This window comes from Campylobacter sp. 2018MI01 (assembly GCF_018501205.1).
Taxonomy (GTDB): Bacteria; Campylobacterota; Campylobacteria; order Campylobacterales; family Campylobacteraceae; genus Campylobacter_E.
The window spans coordinates 1-21,503 of the sequence record NZ_JAHCZE010000010.1 but is presented as its reverse complement, the minus strand read 5'-3'; the positions used below and the strand labels follow the sequence as shown (position 1 = coordinate 21,503).

Annotated in this window: 20 protein-coding genes; 2 read left to right on the top strand and 18 right to left on the bottom strand. The window is 27.1% G+C overall.

Going from position 1 to position 21,503, the window contains the following annotated elements:
* Positions 1-28: 28 nt before the first annotated feature.
* From KJQ97_RS03075 to KJQ97_RS02995, 17 genes are all read right to left on the bottom strand, one after another.
* Positions 29-1,087 (bottom strand): GGDEF domain-containing protein, encoded by a 1,059-nt coding sequence (locus KJQ97_RS03075; RefSeq protein ID WP_214117737.1) that lies wholly within the window; start codon positions 1,085-1,087, stop codon positions 29-31.
* On the bottom strand, positions 1,056-1,850 hold the full coding sequence (locus KJQ97_RS03070; protein ID WP_214119928.1) for an ABC transporter ATP-binding protein: 795 nt from the start codon (positions 1,848-1,850) through the stop codon (positions 1,056-1,058). Before KJQ97_RS03070 ends, KJQ97_RS03075 begins: the two co-directional genes overlap by 32 nt.
* On the bottom strand, positions 1,843-2,889 hold the full coding sequence (locus tag KJQ97_RS03065; RefSeq protein WP_250325851.1) for a FecCD family ABC transporter permease: 1,047 nt from the start codon (positions 2,887-2,889) through the stop codon (positions 1,843-1,845). Before KJQ97_RS03065 ends, KJQ97_RS03070 begins: the two co-directional genes overlap by 8 nt.
* Positions 2,876-3,967, bottom strand: a complete 1,092-nt coding sequence (locus KJQ97_RS03060; RefSeq protein WP_250325850.1) for an ABC transporter substrate-binding protein — start codon at positions 3,965-3,967, stop codon at positions 2,876-2,878. Before KJQ97_RS03060 ends, KJQ97_RS03065 begins: the two co-directional genes overlap by 14 nt.
* A gap of 62 nt (positions 3,968-4,029) precedes the next feature.
* On the bottom strand, positions 4,030-4,791 hold the full coding sequence (locus tag KJQ97_RS03055; protein ID WP_214117741.1) for a MetQ/NlpA family ABC transporter substrate-binding protein: 762 nt from the start codon (positions 4,789-4,791) through the stop codon (positions 4,030-4,032).
* 9 nt (positions 4,792-4,800) lie between these two features.
* Positions 4,801-5,571 (bottom strand): MetQ/NlpA family ABC transporter substrate-binding protein, encoded by a 771-nt coding sequence (locus KJQ97_RS03050; RefSeq protein WP_214119925.1) that lies wholly within the window; start codon positions 5,569-5,571, stop codon positions 4,801-4,803.
* Between the two features lie 9 nt (positions 5,572-5,580).
* Positions 5,581-6,321 (bottom strand): methionine ABC transporter permease, encoded by a 741-nt coding sequence (locus KJQ97_RS03045; protein ID WP_214117743.1) that lies wholly within the window; start codon positions 6,319-6,321, stop codon positions 5,581-5,583.
* Positions 6,318-7,268 carry a methionine ABC transporter ATP-binding protein gene (locus KJQ97_RS03040; protein ID WP_214117744.1) on the bottom strand — a complete coding sequence of 317 codons (951 nt, stop codon included), beginning with the start codon at positions 7,266-7,268 and terminating at the stop codon, positions 6,318-6,320. The genes KJQ97_RS03045 and KJQ97_RS03040 overlap by 4 nt, the downstream gene beginning before the upstream one ends.
* 276 nt (positions 7,269-7,544) lie before the next feature.
* Positions 7,545-8,255 carry a carboxy-S-adenosyl-L-methionine synthase CmoA gene (gene cmoA / locus KJQ97_RS03035; protein ID WP_214119924.1) on the bottom strand — a complete coding sequence of 237 codons (711 nt, stop codon included), beginning with the start codon at positions 8,253-8,255 and terminating at the stop codon, positions 7,545-7,547.
* Positions 8,245-9,114 carry a bifunctional riboflavin kinase/FAD synthetase gene (locus tag KJQ97_RS03030; RefSeq protein ID WP_214119923.1) on the bottom strand — a complete coding sequence of 290 codons (870 nt, stop codon included), beginning with the start codon at positions 9,112-9,114 and terminating at the stop codon, positions 8,245-8,247. The genes cmoA and KJQ97_RS03030 overlap by 11 nt, the downstream gene beginning before the upstream one ends.
* Entirely contained in the window at positions 9,086-9,781 is a 696-nt protein-coding gene (tlyA, locus tag KJQ97_RS03025) for a 23S rRNA (cytidine-2'-O)-methyltransferase TlyA (protein ID WP_214119922.1), read from the bottom strand. The genes KJQ97_RS03030 and tlyA overlap by 29 nt, the downstream gene beginning before the upstream one ends.
* Positions 9,778-11,709, bottom strand: coding sequence for an NAD-dependent DNA ligase LigA (gene ligA / locus KJQ97_RS03020; protein ID WP_214119921.1), 1,932 nt, complete (start codon positions 11,707-11,709; stop codon positions 9,778-9,780). The genes tlyA and ligA overlap by 4 nt, the downstream gene beginning before the upstream one ends.
* Entirely contained in the window at positions 11,706-12,815 is a 1,110-nt protein-coding gene (gene folP, locus KJQ97_RS03015; RefSeq protein WP_214119920.1) for a dihydropteroate synthase, read from the bottom strand. The genes ligA and folP overlap by 4 nt, the downstream gene beginning before the upstream one ends.
* Positions 12,802-13,380, bottom strand: a complete 579-nt coding sequence (locus KJQ97_RS03010; protein ID WP_214119919.1) for a DNA polymerase III subunit delta' — start codon at positions 13,378-13,380, stop codon at positions 12,802-12,804. Before KJQ97_RS03010 ends, folP begins: the two co-directional genes overlap by 14 nt.
* Entirely contained in the window at positions 13,377-13,904 is a 528-nt protein-coding gene (locus tag KJQ97_RS03005) for a HobA family DNA replication regulator (RefSeq protein WP_214117751.1), read from the bottom strand. Before KJQ97_RS03005 ends, KJQ97_RS03010 begins: the two co-directional genes overlap by 4 nt.
* Positions 13,904-15,106 carry an aspartate kinase gene (locus KJQ97_RS03000; RefSeq protein WP_214117752.1) on the bottom strand — a complete coding sequence of 401 codons (1,203 nt, stop codon included), beginning with the start codon at positions 15,104-15,106 and terminating at the stop codon, positions 13,904-13,906. The genes KJQ97_RS03005 and KJQ97_RS03000 overlap by 1 nt, the downstream gene beginning before the upstream one ends.
* A complete protein-coding gene (locus KJQ97_RS02995; protein ID WP_214117753.1) occupies positions 15,100-15,567 on the bottom strand; it encodes an RNA pyrophosphohydrolase in 468 nt (155 codons plus the stop codon). The genes KJQ97_RS03000 and KJQ97_RS02995 overlap by 7 nt, the downstream gene beginning before the upstream one ends.
* Before the next feature lie 122 nt (positions 15,568-15,689).
* Here KJQ97_RS02995 and KJQ97_RS02990 point away from each other — a divergent pair, with 122 nt between their 5' ends.
* Positions 15,690-16,271 (top strand): hypothetical protein, encoded by a 582-nt coding sequence (locus tag KJQ97_RS02990; protein ID WP_214119918.1) that lies wholly within the window; start codon positions 15,690-15,692, stop codon positions 16,269-16,271.
* Position 16,272: 1 nt separating this feature from the next.
* Positions 16,273-17,304 (top strand): radical SAM family heme chaperone HemW, encoded by a 1,032-nt coding sequence (gene hemW, locus KJQ97_RS02985; RefSeq protein ID WP_214119917.1) that lies wholly within the window; start codon positions 16,273-16,275, stop codon positions 17,302-17,304.
* 34 nt (positions 17,305-17,338) lie between these two features.
* Here hemW and KJQ97_RS02980 read toward each other — a convergent pair whose 3' ends face one another.
* Positions 17,339-21,202 (bottom strand): autotransporter outer membrane beta-barrel domain-containing protein, encoded by a 3,864-nt coding sequence (locus tag KJQ97_RS02980; RefSeq protein WP_214119916.1) that lies wholly within the window; start codon positions 21,200-21,202, stop codon positions 17,339-17,341.
* Positions 21,203-21,503: the final 301 nt, after the last annotated feature.

Below are 21,503 nucleotides of genomic sequence, written 5' to 3'. Positions count from 1 at the left end.
AAAACTAGGCAAAACTTACATAATTTTATTATTCTTCAACACTCACTACGCATTTATTTTTACCCGTATTCTTGCCAAGATATAAATTCTTATCAGCGATTTCAAATAGTTGCTTATAATCTTTTTGATTAAAATTAGCTATATATCCACCTATTGTAATACTTATTGTTTCTTGCAAATCACTTATTTTTAATTTAAACACTTCTTCTCTAATGTCATTTAAAAATATTTCAGCATCTTTTTTATTATCAATATCTGCAATGATTAAAAATTCTTCCCCACCCCATCTACAAATATTAATATTAAAATCAGAATATTTTTTATACTTATTGATTAAAACTATAGCCAACATTTTTAGCACAATATCTCCGGTTTGGTGACCATAAGTATCATTTATATGTTTAAAATTATCAATATCACATACCGCAATTAAAATTCTTTGTTTGTTATATTTTGATAACACAACATCTTCCATATATTTTCTATTATATAAACCTGTTAAAAAATCTTTATATACAATTTGAGCTAAATCGTTAATTTTTTTACTAGGAATAACGGTTACCAATACACCATAAACCACTAAAAATACCAATAAAACAGCTAAATTGATTGGATAAAGAACAATATTTGCATTTTTATATTCGTTAATTTCAAAAAATTTATCACTATGTAGCACAATAGAATCTGCTTGAAAATAACTAAGATAAATTAAAAAAATAATTAAAATTGTTGATACAAAACAGGTGCTTTTCTTAAAAAATAAAAATTGCACAAGTATCAAACAACATAATAACAAGTCAAATCCACTAGCACTACCTAAGTAATAAATTGCGATTAGCTGATGGATTAAAACTTCAAAATATACAACAGCATAATAAATTTTTATTTTATCGCTACTAAAATTTGTAATTATTAATACATAAATTAAGGTTGAGACTATATTTACATAAAATAGCTCATATATTTTCATATAATAAAATATAAACAAAAAGGACACATGTAAAATTGTCGCCAAAAGTATGATTAAATAAATATAATCATAAAAATTAATCAGTCTAGATATTAACTGCTTTATTTGAGTTGTCATAATTTTCCTTGTTTAATGAACCTAATATTTGAATAAATTTCTTGTTTTCAACTATACTTAAATTTGCCTTGATTTCATAAATTTCTCGTATTAAATCAAGTGTAATAACATCGTTAATCTTTCCATTTTTATAAACCTTGTTGTTATGTAAAAAAATTGCTTCATCACAATATAAACTCGCTAAATTTAAATCATGTAAAACAACTATGCTTATTAAATCATTTTCAATTGTAATCTTTTTTAAAGCTTCTAATAAAATACATTGGTGTTTAATATCTAATGCACTTACAGGCTCATCAAGTAATAAAATACTTGGGTTTTTAAGCAAAACTTGAGCAAAAGCTATCATTTGTCTTTGACCGCCAGATAAATATTTAATATTAATATTAGCAAGATGCGAAATCTTAAATTCCTTTAAAACATTAACTGCTTTATTTAAAATTTCATCGCTTATTTTTAAACCTAATTCATTATAAGCACCTAGTAAAACTACTTCTAAAGCACTAAGGTTTGTATGAGTATGAAAACTTTGTAACATATAACCTATATTGCTTTGCCATTTTTTAATATTATCTGAATTAATATTACGATAAGTCATATTATGTTTTTTATCAAGTTGAAAAATAGCATCTAACAATGTGCTTTTACCTACACCATTAGCACCTAAAATAGCATAAATTTTACCTGATTTAAATTCTAGGTTGATATTATTTAAAATAGTCTTATTTCCTTTTTTAATACTTAGATTATTAATTTTAAGCATTTTTATTCCTTAATATAATAAAAAAGAAAAAAGGAACACCAATAAAAGAAGTTACTATTCCTATTGGAAATAAACTACCAGGAATTATCAATTTTGAAACACTAGAAGCTAAACTTAAAAATAAAGCTCCTATTATCATTGAAGCTGGTAAGAAAAATCTTTGGTCTTCTCCTATAATAAGCCTTGCAATATGTGGTGCAACAAGACCTATAAAACCTATAACACCCACAAAAGAAATAGCAACAGAACTAACAAAAGAAACACATAATAAAACTTTAATTCTTAAATATACTAAATTAACCCCTAAAACTTTAGCATTTTTCTCCCCAAGTCTAAATACACTTAAAGCCCAATTGTCTTTTAATAAAATTAAATAGCAAAATAGAGTAACCAAAAAGACTATTAAAATATTCGTATAATTAGCTTTTTGCAAACTTCCAAATAACCAAAATAATATTTGTTGAGATACTTCAGGACTTGATAAAAATTGCACTAAAGATAAAAAAGATTGAAATAAAAACAATAAAGCAATACCAACTAAAACTAAACTTTGAGTGTTATATTTGTTATTTTTAGCAAACATAAATAATATTGCAGAGCTTAACAAACTAGCACAAAATGCTCCTAATGGAATGCTAATAAAAGAACTTATAAAACTTATATTAAATGCAATCACTAATGAAGCTCCAAATCCAGCTGCAGCACTAAGACCTAAAGTATATGGACTAGCTAAAGAATTATTTAAAATAGTTTGCATCAAAGCTCCGCCAAGTCCTAATGAAGCTCCAACAACAAGTGCCATTAATGCCATAGGTAATCTTAAATTATAAACAATATTAACGAAATTCTTTTGTATATCTATATCAAGTGCTTTAGATAATAAAGCTTTACATACAATAATTAAATCAAGTTGAGCTGGTCCTGTAGAAATATCTAGTATAAAAAATACTAATGCTAATAAAAAAGAGATTAGTAAAAATCCCAATCTCTTATAAACAATTGCTTTATATGAAAGAATTTCTCTATTAAAATTTCTCATCATCAAGCTTTAACATAAAAGTTCCATCAGGAATAATTGGCAAATATTTCTTATGATAATTAATATAATCATCACTTGGATTAATATCGCTAAACAACTCAGGGTAAGCAGCTTTTGCCACAAATTCTAACATAAAAATATCCCCTAAAGTCCTTAACATACTATGATAACCACCATAAATTCTATGATTTTTTACTGCGTTTAAATCTTGCCAAGTAGTTCTATTAGAAAATCCTCTTAACCTAGTATTTGCTTCATCAAAACTTATATTATTACCCATTACCATTGAAGTTTTATTTTTCTTAAGCTCGCTTTCACGACCTGCTATAATAATTACTTCAGGGTCTTGAACTATGATTTCTTCAGGATTAATAGCTCCCCAAGTCTTAATAAATCCATCAGCAATACTCTTAGCATTTGCTTTATCAATCAAACTTCCCCACATATAATGTGAATATGTAACTCCATTATCACTAGGGCCATTAATTCCGTATTCTATATAAACTTTTACTTTATTTTTAATATCTTTAGTTCTTGTCTGAATTAATTCTAAACGACTTTTATAATCATTCATAATTTCTTCAGCTCTTTTTTCTTGGTTGGTTAAAATTCCAAAAATTTTCGTGCTTATCTCGTGGTTTTGTAATTTTCCTTCGTGATAATCTACTACTATTATTGGGATATTTGCTAGTTTAATTGGATTTAAAGTATCTTTTAATGTATCATATTGCCATTTAGCTAAAACTAATACATCAGGTTCTAATTCTAATATTTTTTCAATTGACAATGTGCCTGATTCTGCTTCACCAAAATCAGCAATTTTGTCTAAATTAGGCATTACATCTAAATACATTTGCCAAGAAATTGGACTCCATTCACTCCAAACTGCTTTTGAAAAACCAACAACCTTATCAAATGATTTTTCTCCACCAACTGCTAAAAAATCTGTATAGTAAAAACCTAAAGCTATTCTGTTAACTGGGGTATTTAAAGTAATTTCGTTTCCTGTTACATCTTTGAAAGTAATTTCCTTAGCAAACAAGCTAAATGATAATAAAAATAGTAGAATAAATCTCAACACTTCTCCTTAAATTTTAAAGAAATAAAAAAAGGAATTTGCCAAAAGCAAATTCCTAATCATCAAAATGCTGGGATTATAGCACCTTTAAATTGCTCTTCAAGTATCTTCTTAATTTTTTCTGTTTTTATAACCTTTATTAAAGCTTTTACCCCTTCATTATTTTCATTGCCTTTTTTAACAGCAATAACATTTACATAAGGGCTATTTAAATCTTCTAATATTATAGAATCCTTTGTAGGATTTAACTTCGCTGCTAATGCGTAATTTGTATTAATTACAGCCAAATCACACTCATCTAAAACTCTTGGAACCTGTGCAGCTTCTAACTCTTTTATATCAAGATTTAAAGGATTTTCCGTAATATCAATAACGCTTCTAAATTTTACTTCCTTATTTGTCTTAATAAGTCCAGCTGCTTCAAGTATGTCTAAAGCCCTGCTTTCATTTGTTGGGTCATTTGGGATATATACTAAAGCATTATTTTTTAACTCTTTAATATCTTTTACCTTTTTTGAATATGCTGCCATTGGAGGTAAAAACACATTAGCAACCGCTACTAAATCAGTGCCTTTACTCTCGTTAAAGTCTTCTAAAAAAGGCTTATGTTGATACATATTAGCGTCTAATTCCCCATCATTTAATGCAAGATTTGGCAGAATATAATCATTAAATTCTACAACTTTTAACTCATATCCAAGCTCTTTTAAATCATCTTTTACATTTTCTAAAATAGTAGCATTTGGATATGGAGTAATCCCTACTCTTAAAATCTCCGCACTAGCGTATAAACAAAATGCTAAACTTAAAGCTAATTTTTTCATATTTTCTCCTTAAAAACTTGGGATTATTTCGCCCTTATATTTTTCTTCTATAAATTTTTTAATTCTTGCATCATTTATAGAATCAACTAAAACCTTTGTCTTATCACTATTAATATTATCAGTCTTAACTACTAAAACATTAGTATATGGACTATCTTTACCCTCAATAATTACCGCATCTTTTGTAGGATTTAACTTCGCTGCTAATGCGTAATTTGAATTAATCACAGCTAAATCGCACTCATCTAAAACTCTTGGTAATTGTGCAGCTTCTAACTCTTTTATATCAAGATTTTTAGGGTTTTTTACGATATCTAGTGGAGTTTTTAGCTCTACATTTTTATCAAGTTCAATAAGCCCTGCAGCTTCAAGTATATTTAAAGCCCTACTTTCATTTGTTGGATCATTTGGAATATAAATTAAAGCCTTATCTCCTAAATCTTTAATATCTTTAATCTTTTTAGAATATGCTCCCATTGGCTCAAGATGAACTGGTGCAACTGGAGTTAATTTTGTTCCTTTTTGCTTATTGAACTCATCTAAATATGGTTTATGTTGGAAAAAATTTGCATCTATTTCGCCATCATCAACCGCTAGATTTGGCAATACATAGTCATTAAACTCAACGATTTTTAACTCGTGCCCTTTTTCTTTAACAATTTTTGCAACTTCTTCTAAAATTTCAGCATGTGGAACAGGCGTTGCACCTACACTAATAACATCAGCAAATAAATTTGCACTTAAAGCCAAACAAGCAGCTAAACTAAACAATCTTTTCATAATATCTCCTTAAATAAAATTTCCTGAATAAATAAATAAAATAACTAAAGCTAAAATTGAAATATAAAGATATTTATCCTTACCTTTTCTTAAAGCTTTTTCAACTAAATCCCCCCAAATCTGAACGATTTGAACCAATACAATCAAAACAATAACCGTTTCTACCATAATATCTGTTTTAAATCTTTGATAACCATAGCGATTAGCAACATCGCCAAGTCCCCCACCTCCTACAATTCCTGCCATTGCACTATATCCAATGACTACTATTAAAGTAAGCGTTGCTGCATTAATTAACGCAGGTAATGCTTCATACAATACGACCTTAAAAATAATTTGTATTCTACTAGCACCATAACTCTTAGCCGCTTCAATTATTCCGTAATCTACTTCATTTAAAGCACTTTGCACTAATTTTGCAATAAATGGAGCAATTCCAATTGTAAGTGGCACAATAGCCGCTGTTGTTCCTATGCTTTTTCCTATTAAAAACTTTGTAAAAGGAATTAAAGCAATAATTAATACTAAAAATGGAAAAGAACGGAATATATTTACAACAAAATCAAGCACTCTATAAAAGCCTAAATTCTCATACAAACCACCCTTTTTACTAACAAAAAGAAATATTCCTAAAACAAGTCCTAGTGCAAAACCAATAATAGTAGCACTAATACTCATATATAAAGTCTCTTTTAATGCAGGATATAAAATCTTGTCAAAATGACTTAAAAAATTATCAAAATAATTCATACTTCCTCCCATAAAACGCCACTTTTATTAATATATTCACACACTCTTTGTTTATCACTTGGATTAATATTTATAATAAGTGAACCAAGTGCAATATCATTTAGCTTTTCAATTTTTCCCCAAACTATTGAAAAATCAATATTAAGCTCTCTTGCCATTTTAGAAATTACTCCATCAAGTGCTACTTCTTTAGGGAAAATTAATCTTATATTAAGCCCACTTTCTGGCACACAATCACTCTCATCTAAGAATTCTCTCATCTTCTTACTTGGTTTTAAAAATATTTCGCTAATTTCTCCATTGCCAATAATTTCTCCACCACTTAACAAGCAAGCTTTATCAGCTACTCTTTTAACGGCGTCCATTTCATGAGTTACTAATACAACGCTAATGCCTAAATCTTTATTAATTTGCTTTAATAAATCTAAGATTTGATTAGTAGTAGCAGGATCAAGCGCACTAGTTGCTTCATCACTTAATAAAATCTTAGGATTTAGTGCAAGTGCTCTTGCTATTGCAATTCTTTGCTTTTGACCGCCACTAAGATTAGCAGGATATGAATTAGCCTTATCGCTTAATCCAACCAAATCAAGCAATTCTTTAACCCTTTTATCTACATTATCTTTTTTATGTAAAAGTAAAGGCATTGCAATATTTTCATAAGCACTCTTTCTACCCATTAAAGCAAAATGTTGAAAAATCATTCCAACTTCGGTTCTTAATTTTCTTAACTCTTCTTCTTTAAGGTCTTTAATTTCTTGATTAAATACTTTTAATGAACCTGCTTGATAGCTTTCAAGTGCATTTATACATCTTAAAAGTGTGCTTTTACCAGCTCCACTTTGTCCGACAATCGCATAAATCTCGCCCTTTTTAATATCAAGACTTACATCGTTTATTACGCAAGTATTTCCGTAATACTTTTTAAGATTTTTAATTTCAATCATAACTTTCCTTAAAATTTAATTTAAAGAAAAATAAAAATTTTTGAGAGTTTTGTAAGTTGCAAAAATATTTTATCTTTCTTTTTTAGCTTGCTTGCTTTAATATAATTAATTTGCGTCTAGCTAAAAAAGAAAGTCTTTAAAAGCCAGACGCTAGCGCATCTGCATCATCATTTAAAATCCTTTGTTTAAAAATATTTGTTGATTAAAGCAAAAAATATTTTTGATGTCAAGATATTTTTAAAATAATTTTATATTATTTGTTACATTTCGTAACATTTAAAGCTTAAAAGCTATAAAAGAGCAAAAATTTGCCCACCTAAAAAAGCAATCAATTTGCTCAAAATTAGCGTTGCTTAAAATTTTTATATTTTCATCATAAGTAAAAGGTATTAAAACATTTTCTAAAGCAGCTCTTTTTTGAGCTATTTCATATCTTGAATACCCTTGCAATTCCTTATAATTTTCGTAAATATCAATTATATTTTTTTGTAAAATTTTATTTTCATAAAGCACTTTTTCGCATAAAATAAAAATCCCATTCTTATTTAATAACTTATATATTTTTTGTAATAAATCTTCTCTTAAAAGTGGTCTAATAAAATGCAAGGTATAAGAACAAATTATCGCATCAAAACTATCATTAAGACTTAAAATATCTTCTATATTTTTATTAATCAAATTAATTTTAACACCTAAATCACTAGCCTTAATTCTAGCCCTATTTAGCATTTGCTCTGAATTATCAAGTCCAAAAAGCTCTAAATCATCTCTTTTTGAAAGTGCTAAAAGTGTATTTGCAGTTGAGCAACCTAAATCTAAAACCTTTGCATTTTTTGGCAAAATCTGACTTAGAATTTTAAAAATTAATTCTTGATTTTGCAAATAATACGGCACACTACGAGTAACCATATCATCAAACACACGCACCACTTTTTCATCAAATTCAAATTGTTTTATTAATTCTTCGTTAAAAACTTCATCTTTCATCTTTAGCCTTTAAACTTAGAGCTTTTATGTCTAAGTTAATTTGTTGTTTTAAACTATCAAAATTATCAAATTTTTTATTCTCTCTAAAAAATTCTAAAAACTCTATTTTAATTTTGTGGAATTTAAAATAGGAATTTGAACTATTTAAAATATGCACTTCTAAAGCCGTATTTAAATCAGTTGAGCGTTTGCCTAAAAAAGTAGCTGCAAAATAACACTCATTATCTAAATAAACCTTAGTAAAATAAACCCCTTCTTTTGGTAAAAAATAATTATCATAATCTACATTAATAGTAGGGACAAAAAATTTAGCTCCTAAACCTTGACCTTTGATTTGTCTTCCTTGAATGAAATAATTTCTACCTAAAAATTTATTCACACTTTCTAAATCAGCATTCAATAAACATTCTTTAATCAAACTTGAATGAACGCTTATATTATCTATTTTAAATTCATCTACGATAATACATCGTAGCCCAGAAAATTCTTGCAATTCTTTTGCGTGAGCTTGTCTATTTTTACCAAAATGAAAATCATATCCTGCTACAAAATATTTAAGTTGTGTAAAATTATACATAATATTTTGTGTAAAATTATACGCATTTTCATCTTTTATCTCATCAAGATTTACAAAAAATATTTTGCAATTTAGCAATTCTTGCTTATAAATTATCGGAACTAATTCTCTTGTTTTTTTATATATTATTAATAAAGCTCCATTATCATCAAGCCTTTTTATCAGTTCAAAATGCCCTAAATGTAAAGCATCAAAACACCCTATTGCTAAACTTGTAATATTTTCTAAATCACATTTGTTTGCTTTTATTATTTCATTTTGAAAAAGCGTAAAAATATTCATAATTTCCATCTTTTCCGCTAAGTTTTGATTTTGATTTTTTAAGTAAAATCAAACCTAATCTTATTACTTCTTTTTCAAATTCTTCGCAAGATTTAAGCACGGCTTTTTCATCTTTTACCACACCATTTTTAGAACGCTTTACATTAATTCCTACTTCAAATTGTGGTTTCAATAAAATGATTAAATACTTGCTACTTAGTCTTATTAAATCATTTATAATTAATCTAGCTGATATAAAACTTAAATCGCACACAACTATTTCAAATGGAGCTGATTTAAAATCTCTAATATCTGTATTTTCAAATACTTTTACCTTTGGATTTGTTCTTAAGCTATTATGTAATTGTTTATCTCCAACATCTACACAAGTAACACTTAAAGCATTATTTTCAAGTAGTATTTGAGTAAATCCACCCGTGCTAGAGCCAACATCTAAGCAATCAATTCCGCTAATTTTTAATTCAAATTCTTCTAAAAATCCTTTTAATTTATAAGCAGCCCTACTAACATAAACTTCATCTAATAATTTACATTCATAATCTTGCAGTATCTTATCACTTGCCTTTTTTACTTCATTATTGATTAATACTTTTTCATTTTCTAATAATTCTTGAGCTTTATTTCGGCTTATATTTAATTTATTTGCTACAAACAAATCAGCTCTCATAAAAGTGCCTTAAACTCATCTTCATTAAGTATCTTAATGCCTAATTCTTTAGCTTTAGTAAGCTTACTTCCTGCATCATCTCCACACAATAAATAGGAAGTTTTTTTACTAACACTTGAGCTAGTTTTTCCGCCGTTTTCTTTGATTATATTTTCATAATATTCTCTTGGATTACTAAGTGTGCCAGTTATTACAAAAGTCGTATTTGCGAATTTATCACTAGATTTTATATTTGTATTTTTTAGCCTTAAAATCTCATAAAATCTAATAATTAGCTCTTTATTAATTACGCAAAAATTAGCAATAGATTTAGCCATTTGCTCTCCAAATCCATCTAATTTTAAATAATCAATCTCATCTTTTAAATACCAATCAAATCCAAATTCACTAGCAACCTTACTAGCAGCTACTTCTCCAATATGCTCACATCCTAAAGCATTTATAAAACTTGCTAATTCACAATCTTTTGATTTTTCAATAGAAGTTAAAATATTAGTTATCTTTTTATCAGCAAAACCCTCAAGACCTTGAAAATCTTCGTATTTTAGCTCATAAATACACTCAAATGTGCTGATTTTTTCAAGTTTAAATAACAATTCAATAATTTTATCCCCTAAACCATCTATATTTAGGCATTTTTTACTCGCAAAATATATTAATTGATTTAGCATTTTTGCCTTGCAATTAAGATTTATACATTTAATTAAAGCTCCATCATCTAATAAAGTTTCATTACAAGATGGACAATTTATTGGCTTTGGAATTTTAATTTGTGTGCCATCTCTTCTTTCTTTATAAACACGAGTTAATTTTGGTATAACATCTCCACTTCTAATTACACTAACGCTATCATTAATCATCAAATCAAGCCTAGTTATCTCATCGTAATTATGTAAAGTTACTGATTTAACTATAGCTCCATCAATATTAGTAGGCTCAAGTGTTCCAACAGGGGTTATTACTCCCGTTCTTCCTACTTGATAACTAACATCAATTAATTTTGTAATTTGCTCTAAAGGTTCAAATTTATAAGCAGCCATAAATTTTGGAAATTTGCTTGTAAATTCAGTGCATTTGCTTAAATCATTTATCCTTAAAACAAAACCATCTAACATCATTTTTTTATTTAATCTATCATTTTGCAAATTCTCATATTCAATTTGCAATTTATTAGCCCTAATAACCTTGCAAAAATCATCTTTTAAAAAACCTAAACTTCTAATAAATTCCATTGCTTCGCTATGCTTTGTAAAACTAAGTGAGTTTTGCCCTATTCCGTGCGGATAAAATTGTAAATTTCTCTTTGCAACTTCGCTTGGTTCTTTAAGTCTTAATGAACCACTTGCAGCATTTCTTGGATTTGAAAATAAGCTTTCATTATTTGCTAGTTTTATTTCATTTAACTTCAAAAAATCATCTTTTAAAATAACAATTTCGCCCCTAATTTCAATCAATTCTTTATAAGCAATGCTCTTAGGAATTGAAGTAATTTGCATAGCATTTAGAGTAATATCATCGCCTACACTACCATCTCCACGAGTAATTGCGTGAACTAATTTACCATTTTCATAAATTAAGTTTAAACTAGCTCCATCAAATTTTGGCTCAATGAAAAATTCTTCATCTTCTGCTTTTGCTCTTTTTATCCAAGCGTGTAATTCATCTTCATTAAAAACATCTTCCATAGAATACATTCTGCTAAGATGAGCTAATTTATTAAAGCCATCATTTACATCTTTTAGATTGATTGGCAATACTTTTTGCGTTGGAGAATCAGGGCTTATATCATTTGGATTTAAACTCTCATAATCTTTTATTTTTTTCATAAGTGCGTCGTATTCAGCATCACTTGCAAGTGGATTTTCTCCTAAATAATAAGCCTTTGCCCATTTATTTGCTAATTTAATATTTTCTAAATACTCTTTCATATACTTTCCATTTTTTTAAGATAATTTATCATTGCATTTTGCCCTATTACATCATGAACTCTAATATAATCAGCATTTGAATTAGCGTGAGTGATTAAACTTAAAGCTTCTTTATGCTCACCTAAAAATCTTTTATTTGAAGCTGCCAATAAAATAGGTTTATTTAAGGTCTTAAAATGATTTAGATATTTTACTAAAACTAAATTCTCATACTCACTTTTGCCAAAACCTATTCCAACATCAATTATTACTTTACTTTCTATTTCGCTTAATTTATTTAAAAAGAACTCATAAACACTATCTAAAATAAAGAATTTAGAATTAGAATTTGAGTTGTTTAAGCCAGTATTATTTATATAATTATCAAAATAATTATTTTGTGAGTGCATTAAAATATAAGTAGCGTCGTATTTTAAAGCTAGTTTTGATAGCTTAGTATTAGCACTAATATCATTTATATATTTAAAGCCAATATCAAGAGCATTTGTTAAACAAATCTCATCAAAACTATCCAAGCTAAAATCTATCTTATCGCATAATTTATGTTCTTTTATTAAATTAAAAATAGGCTTTAATCTATCAAGCTCTAATTTCGCTCCTAAATAAGTAGAATTAGGTCTTGAACTCATAGCACCTATATCAATAATACTTGCACCATTTTCAATAAACTCATAAGCCTTAGCTAAAAATTCCTTCTCGCTAATCCTAGAACTTTCATAAAAACTATCATCATTAATATTCATAATACCCATAATTTTTGGATATTTTTTGCTTATTTTTAATTCGTTTAAAAATTTACTAAGTCTTATGCAAGAAAACTGCTGCAATTTAAGCTTATTAGCTAAATCCTTTGCATTAATGCTATCAACTAGCAAAATGCTATCGTATTTATACTCTCCACCTAAAATTGTATTTTTGTGATTTAAAACAATTGCACCTACGCTAATTGCGTCTTGCTTTAAAATATTTGCAGCGGTTGTACTTATATTTTTTATATAAATTATTTGATGATTACTTCTTTTTAAAAATCTATCTAGTGCAAACTCACTTGAATTAATATCTTTAGCCGAGTTTTCATCTAGTAAATAAAAACTAGCTTCTCTCACGCATTATTCCTAATAATAACCTTGAAATTATAATTTTAAAATTTGAATTAAGCTTTGATAATTCATAGCATTTATAAAATTCTTCTAATAAATCACTACTAATATTTATGCCTTGTTTGTAGCATTCTTTAGCTAATGCACTTATAAATTCACTCAAACTCGCTTTATCAACATCGTAATTTACAATATCTAAATACGACATATTTTTAAGATTTAATTTAATCTCATAATTATTTTTATAATTTTCTAATTTTCTTGAAATTAATCTTGATTTAATAGTTGCTAATAAAAGATTTTTTGAACTAACTAAAATCTTAAAATACACATTAGCAGGTGGCTCTTCTAGTAGTTTTAACATATAATTTTGAGCTTGTATGCTATATTCTTTATATGATAATACGAAATATTTATCATATTCTTCAATTAAATAAGCATTTTGCATAATCGCTTTTGCATCATCTAATAAAAACTCATCACCACTAAAAACCTTGCAGATTTTGGTTTTTTGCCTTAAATCATTTATAAAATCATCAGGGCTTTGAGTGATTATTATCTCACTTCTCAAATCTTAACCTTTGCAAAAATAATAGCGTCTAAACAAGCGTTAATTAATTGAGCAATAGTTATTAGTTTAATATCTAAATGTTCATCACTTGACTTAAGACAAAAAGAATTATCATATTCTTCATCTAATATAAACATTAAGCTATCTTTTTTATTTTTAGCAAGTTTTGCCATTTTTGAACTATCCTTACCAAAATAAATATAAATATAACCATTAGGATATGCTAGACTTAAAACATCATCAAGTAAATCTTCATTCTTATCATAATTATCAAGTTTAAAACCTTTTAAGCTAAAAAATGGCAACAATGGTCTAGCACTTTTTGCATTTACAAGACTTAAAAAATACTCCTCAAACCAAGCTCTTTCATCATCGCAAATTACTATAAAATTTTTCCCATCTAGTAAATAGCTAAGCCTAGAAGATAGCAAAGGGCTTATCTTAAACCTTTCGCTATCTAGCCAACTATAAAGCATACCTTTTTTTTGGATAAAGTCTTTTACAAAACTTAAAAAATCCTGCATTAATCTTCCAGCTTATAAACTTTATGTAGTGTTCTAACTGCTAATTCAGCATATTTTGAGCTAACAATCATAGAAATTTTAATCTCACTTGTTGAAATCATTTGTATATTAATGCCTTCATTTGCCAATGCTTCAAATGCAGCACTAGCAACACCTGAATGAGTTTTCATACCAACTCCAACTACTGAAACCTTAACTATATCGCTATCGCTTTCTATTACTACATCACTACCTAAAAGCTCTCTCATAGCTTCACTTGCATTTTTTAATTCATTTTGTGGCACGGTAAAACCTAAATTAGTAGTTCCATCATGACCTACATTTTGAATAATCATATCAACATTAATGTCTTTTTTTGCTAAAGTTGTAAAAATACTAGCAGCAATTCCTGGCTTATCTTCAATTCTTCTTAAAACTATTCTTGCTTGATTTTTATCTAATGCTATTCCACTAACTAATGCTTGTTCCATTTTTTCCTCGCTTGTTATAATTGTTCCACTATTTTCATTAAAGCTACTTCTAGTAACTAATTTTACATTTAATTTTTTTGCTAATTCAACGCTTCTATTTTGTAAAACTTTAGCACCTAAACTAGCAAGTTCTAACATTTCTTCATAAGAAATTTTATCAAGTTTTTTAGCCTTTGGCTCAATTCTTGGATCAGTAGTATAAACCCCATCAACATCTGTGTAAATCTCACACAAATCAGCATTTAAAGCCCCTGCAAAAGCAACAGCACTCAAATCACTTCCCCCACGACCAAGTGTAGTAGTATTTCCATTTGCTGCATACCCTTGAAAACCAGCTATTACAACTATTTTTCCACTTGAAAGTTCTTTTTTAATTCTAGTTGCATCAATATCAATGATTTTTGCGTTTGTATAATCATCTGTAGTTAAAAGCCCAGCTTCTTTACCACTTAAAGAAATCGCATCATATCCTTTTGACATAAGTGCAATAGCAAGTAAAGCAGCAGTTTCTCTCTCACCACAAGAAAGCAACATATCTAATTCTTTTTTATTTGGACTTTCTGAATAAAAATTAGCATTATCAATTAATTGATTTGTTCTACCGCTCATTGCAGAAACTACCACAACTATATCTTTATAAGTCTTTTTAGACTTAATAACCCTATTTGCAACATTTTCTATGCGTTCAAGGTTGCCAACGCTTGTGCCTCCGTATTTTTGAACAACTAACATCCTATAAATCCTTCTTTTTGAAAATACTTTAAAACTTTGGTATAAAGTGGTCTTTTAAAATGATTAATATAAGGGTTTATATCCTTATAATCCACAAAAAGATGCTCTTTAAACTCAGGTTCATTGGTATTTAAATTAATCAAGTTATTATCTCTTACTTTAACTAAAAAATACCTTTGAGTTTGCCCATCAAAATTATATTTTTTCTTAACAGCTTCGTTAGGAAATTCATAGCTTAACCATTCAGGATATTCAGCAATGATTTCAAATTCTTTTGTGCCTAATTCTTCTTCAAGCTCTCTTATCAATGCTTCTTTTGGACTTTCTCCATCATCAATCCCACCTTGCGGGAATTGCCAAACATCAATATCAAGTCTTAAAGCCACTAAAATTTTACAATTTAATGGGTATTCTTGAGACAAAACAATAGCTGCTACATTTTTTCTAAATCTTTTTTTCATCAAATAACCTAAAATTAATTTCACACGATACTATCAAGAAAAATTTAATTAAAAGCAACATTTTTACTAAAGAAATAATTATTTTTTGCCGATATGAAGCTTATGATTTTCAAGGAGAAAAAATGCAAATAAGTGCTAGAAATATAACTTTATCTTATCAAGCAGCAGCTTCTTTTAGTAGTAAAGATGAAGCACAAAAAAACATTAAAGATAGCTTAAAAAACTACGGCGTAAATCTTAGCAACGAAGAATTAGACAAACTCACAGCAAAAGGCGAAAATGATAGTTTTTTTGCAATGAGTTTTGAGATTAGTATCACAGAAATTAGCATTCAAGGTAATTTAAACGAAATTGCAAATAATAGGGGTAATATCAAAGAATTTTTAAATAATTTTAAAGATTTAGTTAATGATAATTTAGATAGCAATAGTGCTAAAAATTTATTATTAGATAATGCAGAATTTGGTTCAAAAAATACTGCAAAAAGAATGGCAGAGCAAATCCTAAAAAATGCAAATAACGATGCTAATAAACTAAGATTAGGTAAAGATGGATTATTAAGTGGCTTTAATGAAGCATTAAAAAGATTTAATTTCGGTGATGATTATATGAGTTTAGCTAATAAAACTCTTGATAATGCTATCAAAATGATAGATGAACAAATCGCTAAACTAGGCGAAAATTTATTAAATTTCAAAGCATAAAATGAGAATTTATATTCATATTCCATTTTGTGCTAGCAAATGCTCTTATTGTTCTTTTGCTAGTTTTACAAATCAGCAAAAAATAAACGAATATTTTAAAGCCTTAGAATTAGATTTAGCAAGGTTTTTACCATTTTCTAAAGATATAAAAAGCATATATTTTGGGGGTGGAACTCCAAGCTTTATAGACGCAAAATACTATGAAAATATTTTTAAATTATTAAAGCCTTATATTAATAATGATACAGAAATCAGTGCTGAAGCAAATCCAAATTCTTTAAGCTTAAATTGGCTTAATGCTATGCGTAATTATGGATTAAATCGCATAAGCATTGGGGTGCAAAGCTTTAATGATGAGAAATTAAAATTTTTAAATAGAGCCCACTCAAGCAAACAAGCTATAGAAAAAATCAAACTATTAAAAAATGAAAAAATATCTTTTAGTATAGATATAATTTATGGTACTTATTTAGATGATTTAAATATGCTAAATGATGAATTAAAAGTCATAAAAAGCCTAGAATTAAATCATCTTAGTGCTTATACTTTAATTTTAGAAGATAATACCCCTTTTCAAAATAAAACCGAATACATTCAAAAAGATGATGAGTTAAATTGCTATTTTTATGAAAATTTGCAAAAAATCGGGTTAAAAGCTTATGAAATAAGTAATTTTGCAAGTTCTAGCGAATATGAATGCTCTCATAATAAAGCTTATTGGAGTAAAGAAAATTACTTAGGCATTGGACTTTCAAGCGTTGGCACTAGCGATAATATTCGCTATACAGCAAGTTCAAACCTAAATGAATATATAGCAAATCCATATTTTAGAATTAAAGAAAGCTTAAGCCCAAATGACATTAGACTAGAAAGCATTTTTCTAGGACTTAGATCAAATGTAGGAATAGATATTAATCTTATTAAAGATAAAAATAAATTAGATGATTTAAAAGATTTAGTTTTTATAAAAGATAATAAAGTATTTAATAAAAACTATTTAATATCAGATGAAATAGCTTTGTATTTAGAATAAAGCTAAGTTAATTAGAACTTTATTAAAGTTCTAATTAAAACTTATAGCTAAATCCTAAGTTTAATCTATATCCTGTATCAAACTCATTAGAAATATTCTTTGTAAAATCAGCATTAATGTCTAATTTAGAATTTGGTTTTACTAAAAATCCTATTTTAGCATTCAAGCCACTATCTTGGATATTGTTAAAATTGTTTTCTAAAAGAGCTACTACTTTACTTTTTGAAAGAGCATTTAGGTCTTTAAAGTATTGTAATTCAGTAACTAAGCTAAAGTTTTTGTTAAACTCAACCCCTGCTTTAACTCCTGCTTTTATACTAGCTTGAAGACCTTTTTTAGTTTCTATACTTGCATTAGTTCCTTTTAAGTCTAAGTCCTTATATCTAGTAGCTATTAATTTAATATTAGGCTCTAAGTAATTATTATTTATACTAAATCTATGTCCTAAGCCTAAACCTATTTGATATAAGTCTAAGTAATTAGTAGTGTATAAATCAATCTTTTTAGCTTCAAATTTATTTTTTAATGTTACATAAGCTAAAGAATAATCAATAAAGCTTCCATTATAAAAATTAGTAGAAGCATAAGCTCCAAATGACCTTACATTAGTAGAAGAGCTTAAAGCTTTATTTATTTCTAATCTTGAAATATTTGCAAATACTCCATAAGTTAGATTAAATCTATCTAAACTTATATTCTTATCTACACCAACGCTTGTGCCTTTGTTTCTTAAATCATTATAATTAGTCTTTAAATAATTATATGAATTATTCACCCAAAAGCCGTGATTTTTAATATCATCTCTTAGATAAGTAAATCTATCATTTAAAATATCTGCTTGATTTTTTGCTACATAATAAGGTGTATTAATTATGCTTTTTAATTCAGCTTTTGTATTATCGTCTAATAATTCACTCATAAAATAATCTTTATAGTTTTTATTAATTAATTCTGTTGTAGTGTAATTAACATTGCCTTTACCATCAATTATTGCTTGGATTTCATCTTTGCTTAATTCTTTACCAGCTAAACCTACACTCCAAACTTCTTTAGTTCCATTCTCATCTTGCATAGTTGTATAATGAACTAGATTAGGTGATAATAATACACTTGAAATAGGTGTTGTATAAGTTATCTTAAAGAAGTCTTTATTAACTACTTTAGGTGTTATAGCTATCATATCAGCTCTTGTAGAATTTGAATTAGTAGTATTTGAGTTGTTAGTATTATTAATAATTGCAATAGGAACATAGCCATTAATTAATAAGCCTAAGTTTGTATTAGAAATATTAATTATATTATTAAAGCCACTTGCACCATATCTTGCAATGATTGCTCCACTAAAGTGATTATATAAAGAAGTATTATATCCACCACCTGTTATATAAAATGTAGAATTAGTAGCGTTTAGATTATTTACTGCTAATTGCCCTACTATTTTTGAATTAGTTGTAGTTAAGGTATTAGCTCTAATACCACCTTTAATAGCTGATTTTTCTATAGTGTAATCTCCACTTGTTATTTCTGCTTTATCATATACACTACTAGCATTATCATCTTTACCTTTTAAAAATACTTTAGTATCTTTAGAGCCTTCATTAGTATTATTTAAGAATACATTTGAGTTTGTAATCTCTCCTTTGTTTGCACTAATAGAAGTTGTTTTTAAATCTATATTTTTAATTACTAGCTTATCATCTACTTTTATTGTTTGAGCTTTGATTTCATCGGTTGTTTTTATATCATCGTTTATAAAATCAATATTATTAGCATTAATATCTTTAAAGTCATTCTTAGTAGTAGCTATTAGTTTGCCGTTTGTAACTTCTAAGTTTTTATGAAATGTATTATTATCAGCATAAACATCTACTGCATTAGTAACTGTTACATCGCCTTTAAAAGTATTGTTCTCTCCTTCAATCTTGCCTATACTTACATTATCTTCATAAAAAGCTCCATCAGTTTTTAAAATACCACTACCTGTTACTTTTTCTGATACTGTTGAGCCTTTTTCTACATTTATAAAGCCTTCGTTTTTTATTTCTCCTTTGATTTCTGAGCCGTTTATTACACTTACTTGTGCACCTTTACTATCAATTACTATGCCTTGCTCTAATGTAGCTTTATCTAAGACATTGTTTTTACTATCGCCTGTAATAGTTAGAGTTTGCTCAAATGTAGAACCAACTGCATTTATGCTATCAGCACTAACATTACCTTGAAAAGTGCTTTTATTATCGCTTAATAAATTATTTGCAGTTATATCTCCACTAAAGATTGTATTGCTTGATTTAAAGTCGTTGCCTACTTTAAAATTTCCATCAATAATAGTTTGGCTTTCGTTATTTATAGTTAAATCGTTTGTAACATTTATAGTATTAGTAGAACCATCAGCTTTATTAGTAATACTAGAATTATTTAAAGTTAAATTATTAGCAGTTATATCGCCTTTAATATTAGAATTATTTAATTCCATATTATTTGTAGTATTAATACTACCTTGAATAATTGTATTGCTTGATTTAAAGTCATTGCCTACTTTGAAATTTCCTGTGATGGTTTTTGTTTCAGTATTTTCAATAATTACATTATTTGCAATATCTATTAAATTTGAATTTAAATCAGAATTTAAAAGCTTTAATTCACTACCTTTTATATCACCTTTGATACTAGAATTGCTAATATCAATATTATTAGTAGCTTCTATTTTGCCGATTAATTCACTATTATCTGTTTTTATATTGGTAATAAGAGAATCTCCTGTTAGTTTTGAATTATATATCTCTAATTCTTCCCCATCAACCAATGCTTCTATAATAGCACCACCTTTTATAATAACCTTAGTATTATCTTGAGTTGAAATATCATTTACTCCTGGAACTATAAAAGTATCAGTTCCATATAATTTATTAGCTTTTATATATCCGCCATTTATAGTAATTTCTTTTGCAAAAATCCCACTATTTTCTACATTATTTATATAATTTACATTATTTAATTCTAATTTTGGAATTCTAGTATATAAATCATTTTTATTTAAAGCCCCAATTCCTGTATCTACTAATTTAGTATTATTAATAATCACTTCACTATCAAAATCTGCTGAAGCAGATTGATTAATAGCTGAATTAATTATCTCACTATCATTTATTGTAACCTTAGTATTATCCCAAATCGTAATATGATGTTTTGTAACATCCCAAGCATTATCATTAGATATTTTTACATTATCTAATTCATTTGTATTATAAAAATCAATCCTATTAAAATTTGAATCCAAAACTGCATTTTTAATAACACTATCTTTATATGTTGAAATTCCATTAGATTTTAATGTTATTTTATCTTTATCGTTATTTATAATTTGATGATTTTCAATAGTCAATGTGCCACTTGCTGTGATATTTTTATTATTGTATTTTGCATCATTTTTAATGGTAATATTTTTGGCATTTAAATCTGTGGTTAAAGTAGAATTATCTAAAATAAAATTATTAACCTTGCTAATATCAGAACTAATTGTAGTGCCATTTATAACTTCTAAAGTATTCGTATTTAAAGTAGCTTCTACTATAGAATTATCTACAACAATATTTCCACTAATATTTCCAAGCAATTTAGAATTAACAAAAGTAGTTTCTTTGTTAAAACTACTATCTTTTATAGTTGAATTAGACACAATTAAATTACCACTTTGTGGAGTTTTATGAGCATATTTAATATTTTCAATTTTTACTCCATCTAATATAATAGAATCATTATAACCAGCAGTCCATAAATCTAAAGCAACATTAGTTAAACTTCCACCAATCATAGTCAGACTAGATGTTTTTTTGTTATTATCTATTAATATTCCAAAATTTGTATTACCATTTTGATTAACTTTAGATATATTCATATTTTGTAAATATACATCACCATTTATTTCTAATCTATTACCTGTATCGCTTGTAGTAATATTTAAATTACTTATAAAATGAGTTTCATTAATTTTACCTAATTTAATATTTCCACCTGTATGAGTAATATCAGTTGGTTTTGAATAAGTAGTGCTTATTATAGTTTTGCCATTATTAATAGTATCTTTAGCATACGCTAAAGAATTTATAGCAGTGCTTGGGATAGTATCAGCAAGAGCTAAATCCCCCCCCCCGCTAATATAAAAGTTATTAAAGATAATTTTATAGTTCTATTCATTT

Coding starts and splice junctions, on each gene's coding strand:
- KJQ97_RS03045 (WP_214117743.1), bottom strand. CDS start 6,321: ATGAATTATTTTGATAATTTTTTAAGTCATTTTGACAAGATTTTATAT.
- tlyA (WP_214119922.1), bottom strand. CDS start 9,781: ATGAGAGCTGATTTGTTTGTAGCAAATAAATTAAATATAAGCCGAAAT.
- KJQ97_RS03065 (WP_250325851.1), bottom strand. CDS start 2,889: ATGAGAAATTTTAATAGAGAAATTCTTTCATATAAAGCAATTGTTTAT.
- KJQ97_RS03070 (WP_214119928.1), bottom strand. CDS start 1,850: ATGCTTAAAATTAATAATCTAAGTATTAAAAAAGGAAATAAGACTATT.
- KJQ97_RS02995 (WP_214117753.1), bottom strand. CDS start 15,567: ATGAAAAAAAGATTTAGAAAAAATGTAGCAGCTATTGTTTTGTCTCAA.
- KJQ97_RS03040 (WP_214117744.1), bottom strand. CDS start 7,268: ATGATTGAAATTAAAAATCTTAAAAAGTATTACGGAAATACTTGCGTA.
- KJQ97_RS02980 (WP_214119916.1), bottom strand. CDS start 21,202: ATGAATATATCTAAAGTTAATCAAAATGGTAATACAAATTTTGGAATA.
- cmoA (WP_214119924.1), bottom strand. CDS start 8,255: ATGAAAGATGAAGTTTTTAACGAAGAATTAATAAAACAATTTGAATTT.
- KJQ97_RS03055 (WP_214117741.1), bottom strand. CDS start 4,791: ATGAAAAAATTAGCTTTAAGTTTAGCATTTTGTTTATACGCTAGTGCG.
- KJQ97_RS03075 (WP_214117737.1), bottom strand. CDS start 1,087: ATGACAACTCAAATAAAGCAGTTAATATCTAGACTGATTAATTTTTAT.
- KJQ97_RS03005 (WP_214117751.1), bottom strand. CDS start 13,904: ATGCAGGATTTTTTAAGTTTTGTAAAAGACTTTATCCAAAAAAAAGGT.
- KJQ97_RS03050 (WP_214119925.1), bottom strand. CDS start 5,571: ATGAAAAGATTGTTTAGTTTAGCTGCTTGTTTGGCTTTAAGTGCAAAT.
- KJQ97_RS03030 (WP_214119923.1), bottom strand. CDS start 9,114: ATGAATATTTTTACGCTTTTTCAAAATGAAATAATAAAAGCAAACAAA.
- KJQ97_RS02990 (WP_214119918.1), top strand. CDS start 15,690: ATGCAAATAAGTGCTAGAAATATAACTTTATCTTATCAAGCAGCAGCT.
- ligA (WP_214119921.1), bottom strand. CDS start 11,709: ATGAAAGAGTATTTAGAAAATATTAAATTAGCAAATAAATGGGCAAAG.
- hemW (WP_214119917.1), top strand. CDS start 16,273: ATGAGAATTTATATTCATATTCCATTTTGTGCTAGCAAATGCTCTTAT.
- KJQ97_RS03000 (WP_214117752.1), bottom strand. CDS start 15,106: ATGTTAGTTGTTCAAAAATACGGAGGCACAAGCGTTGGCAACCTTGAA.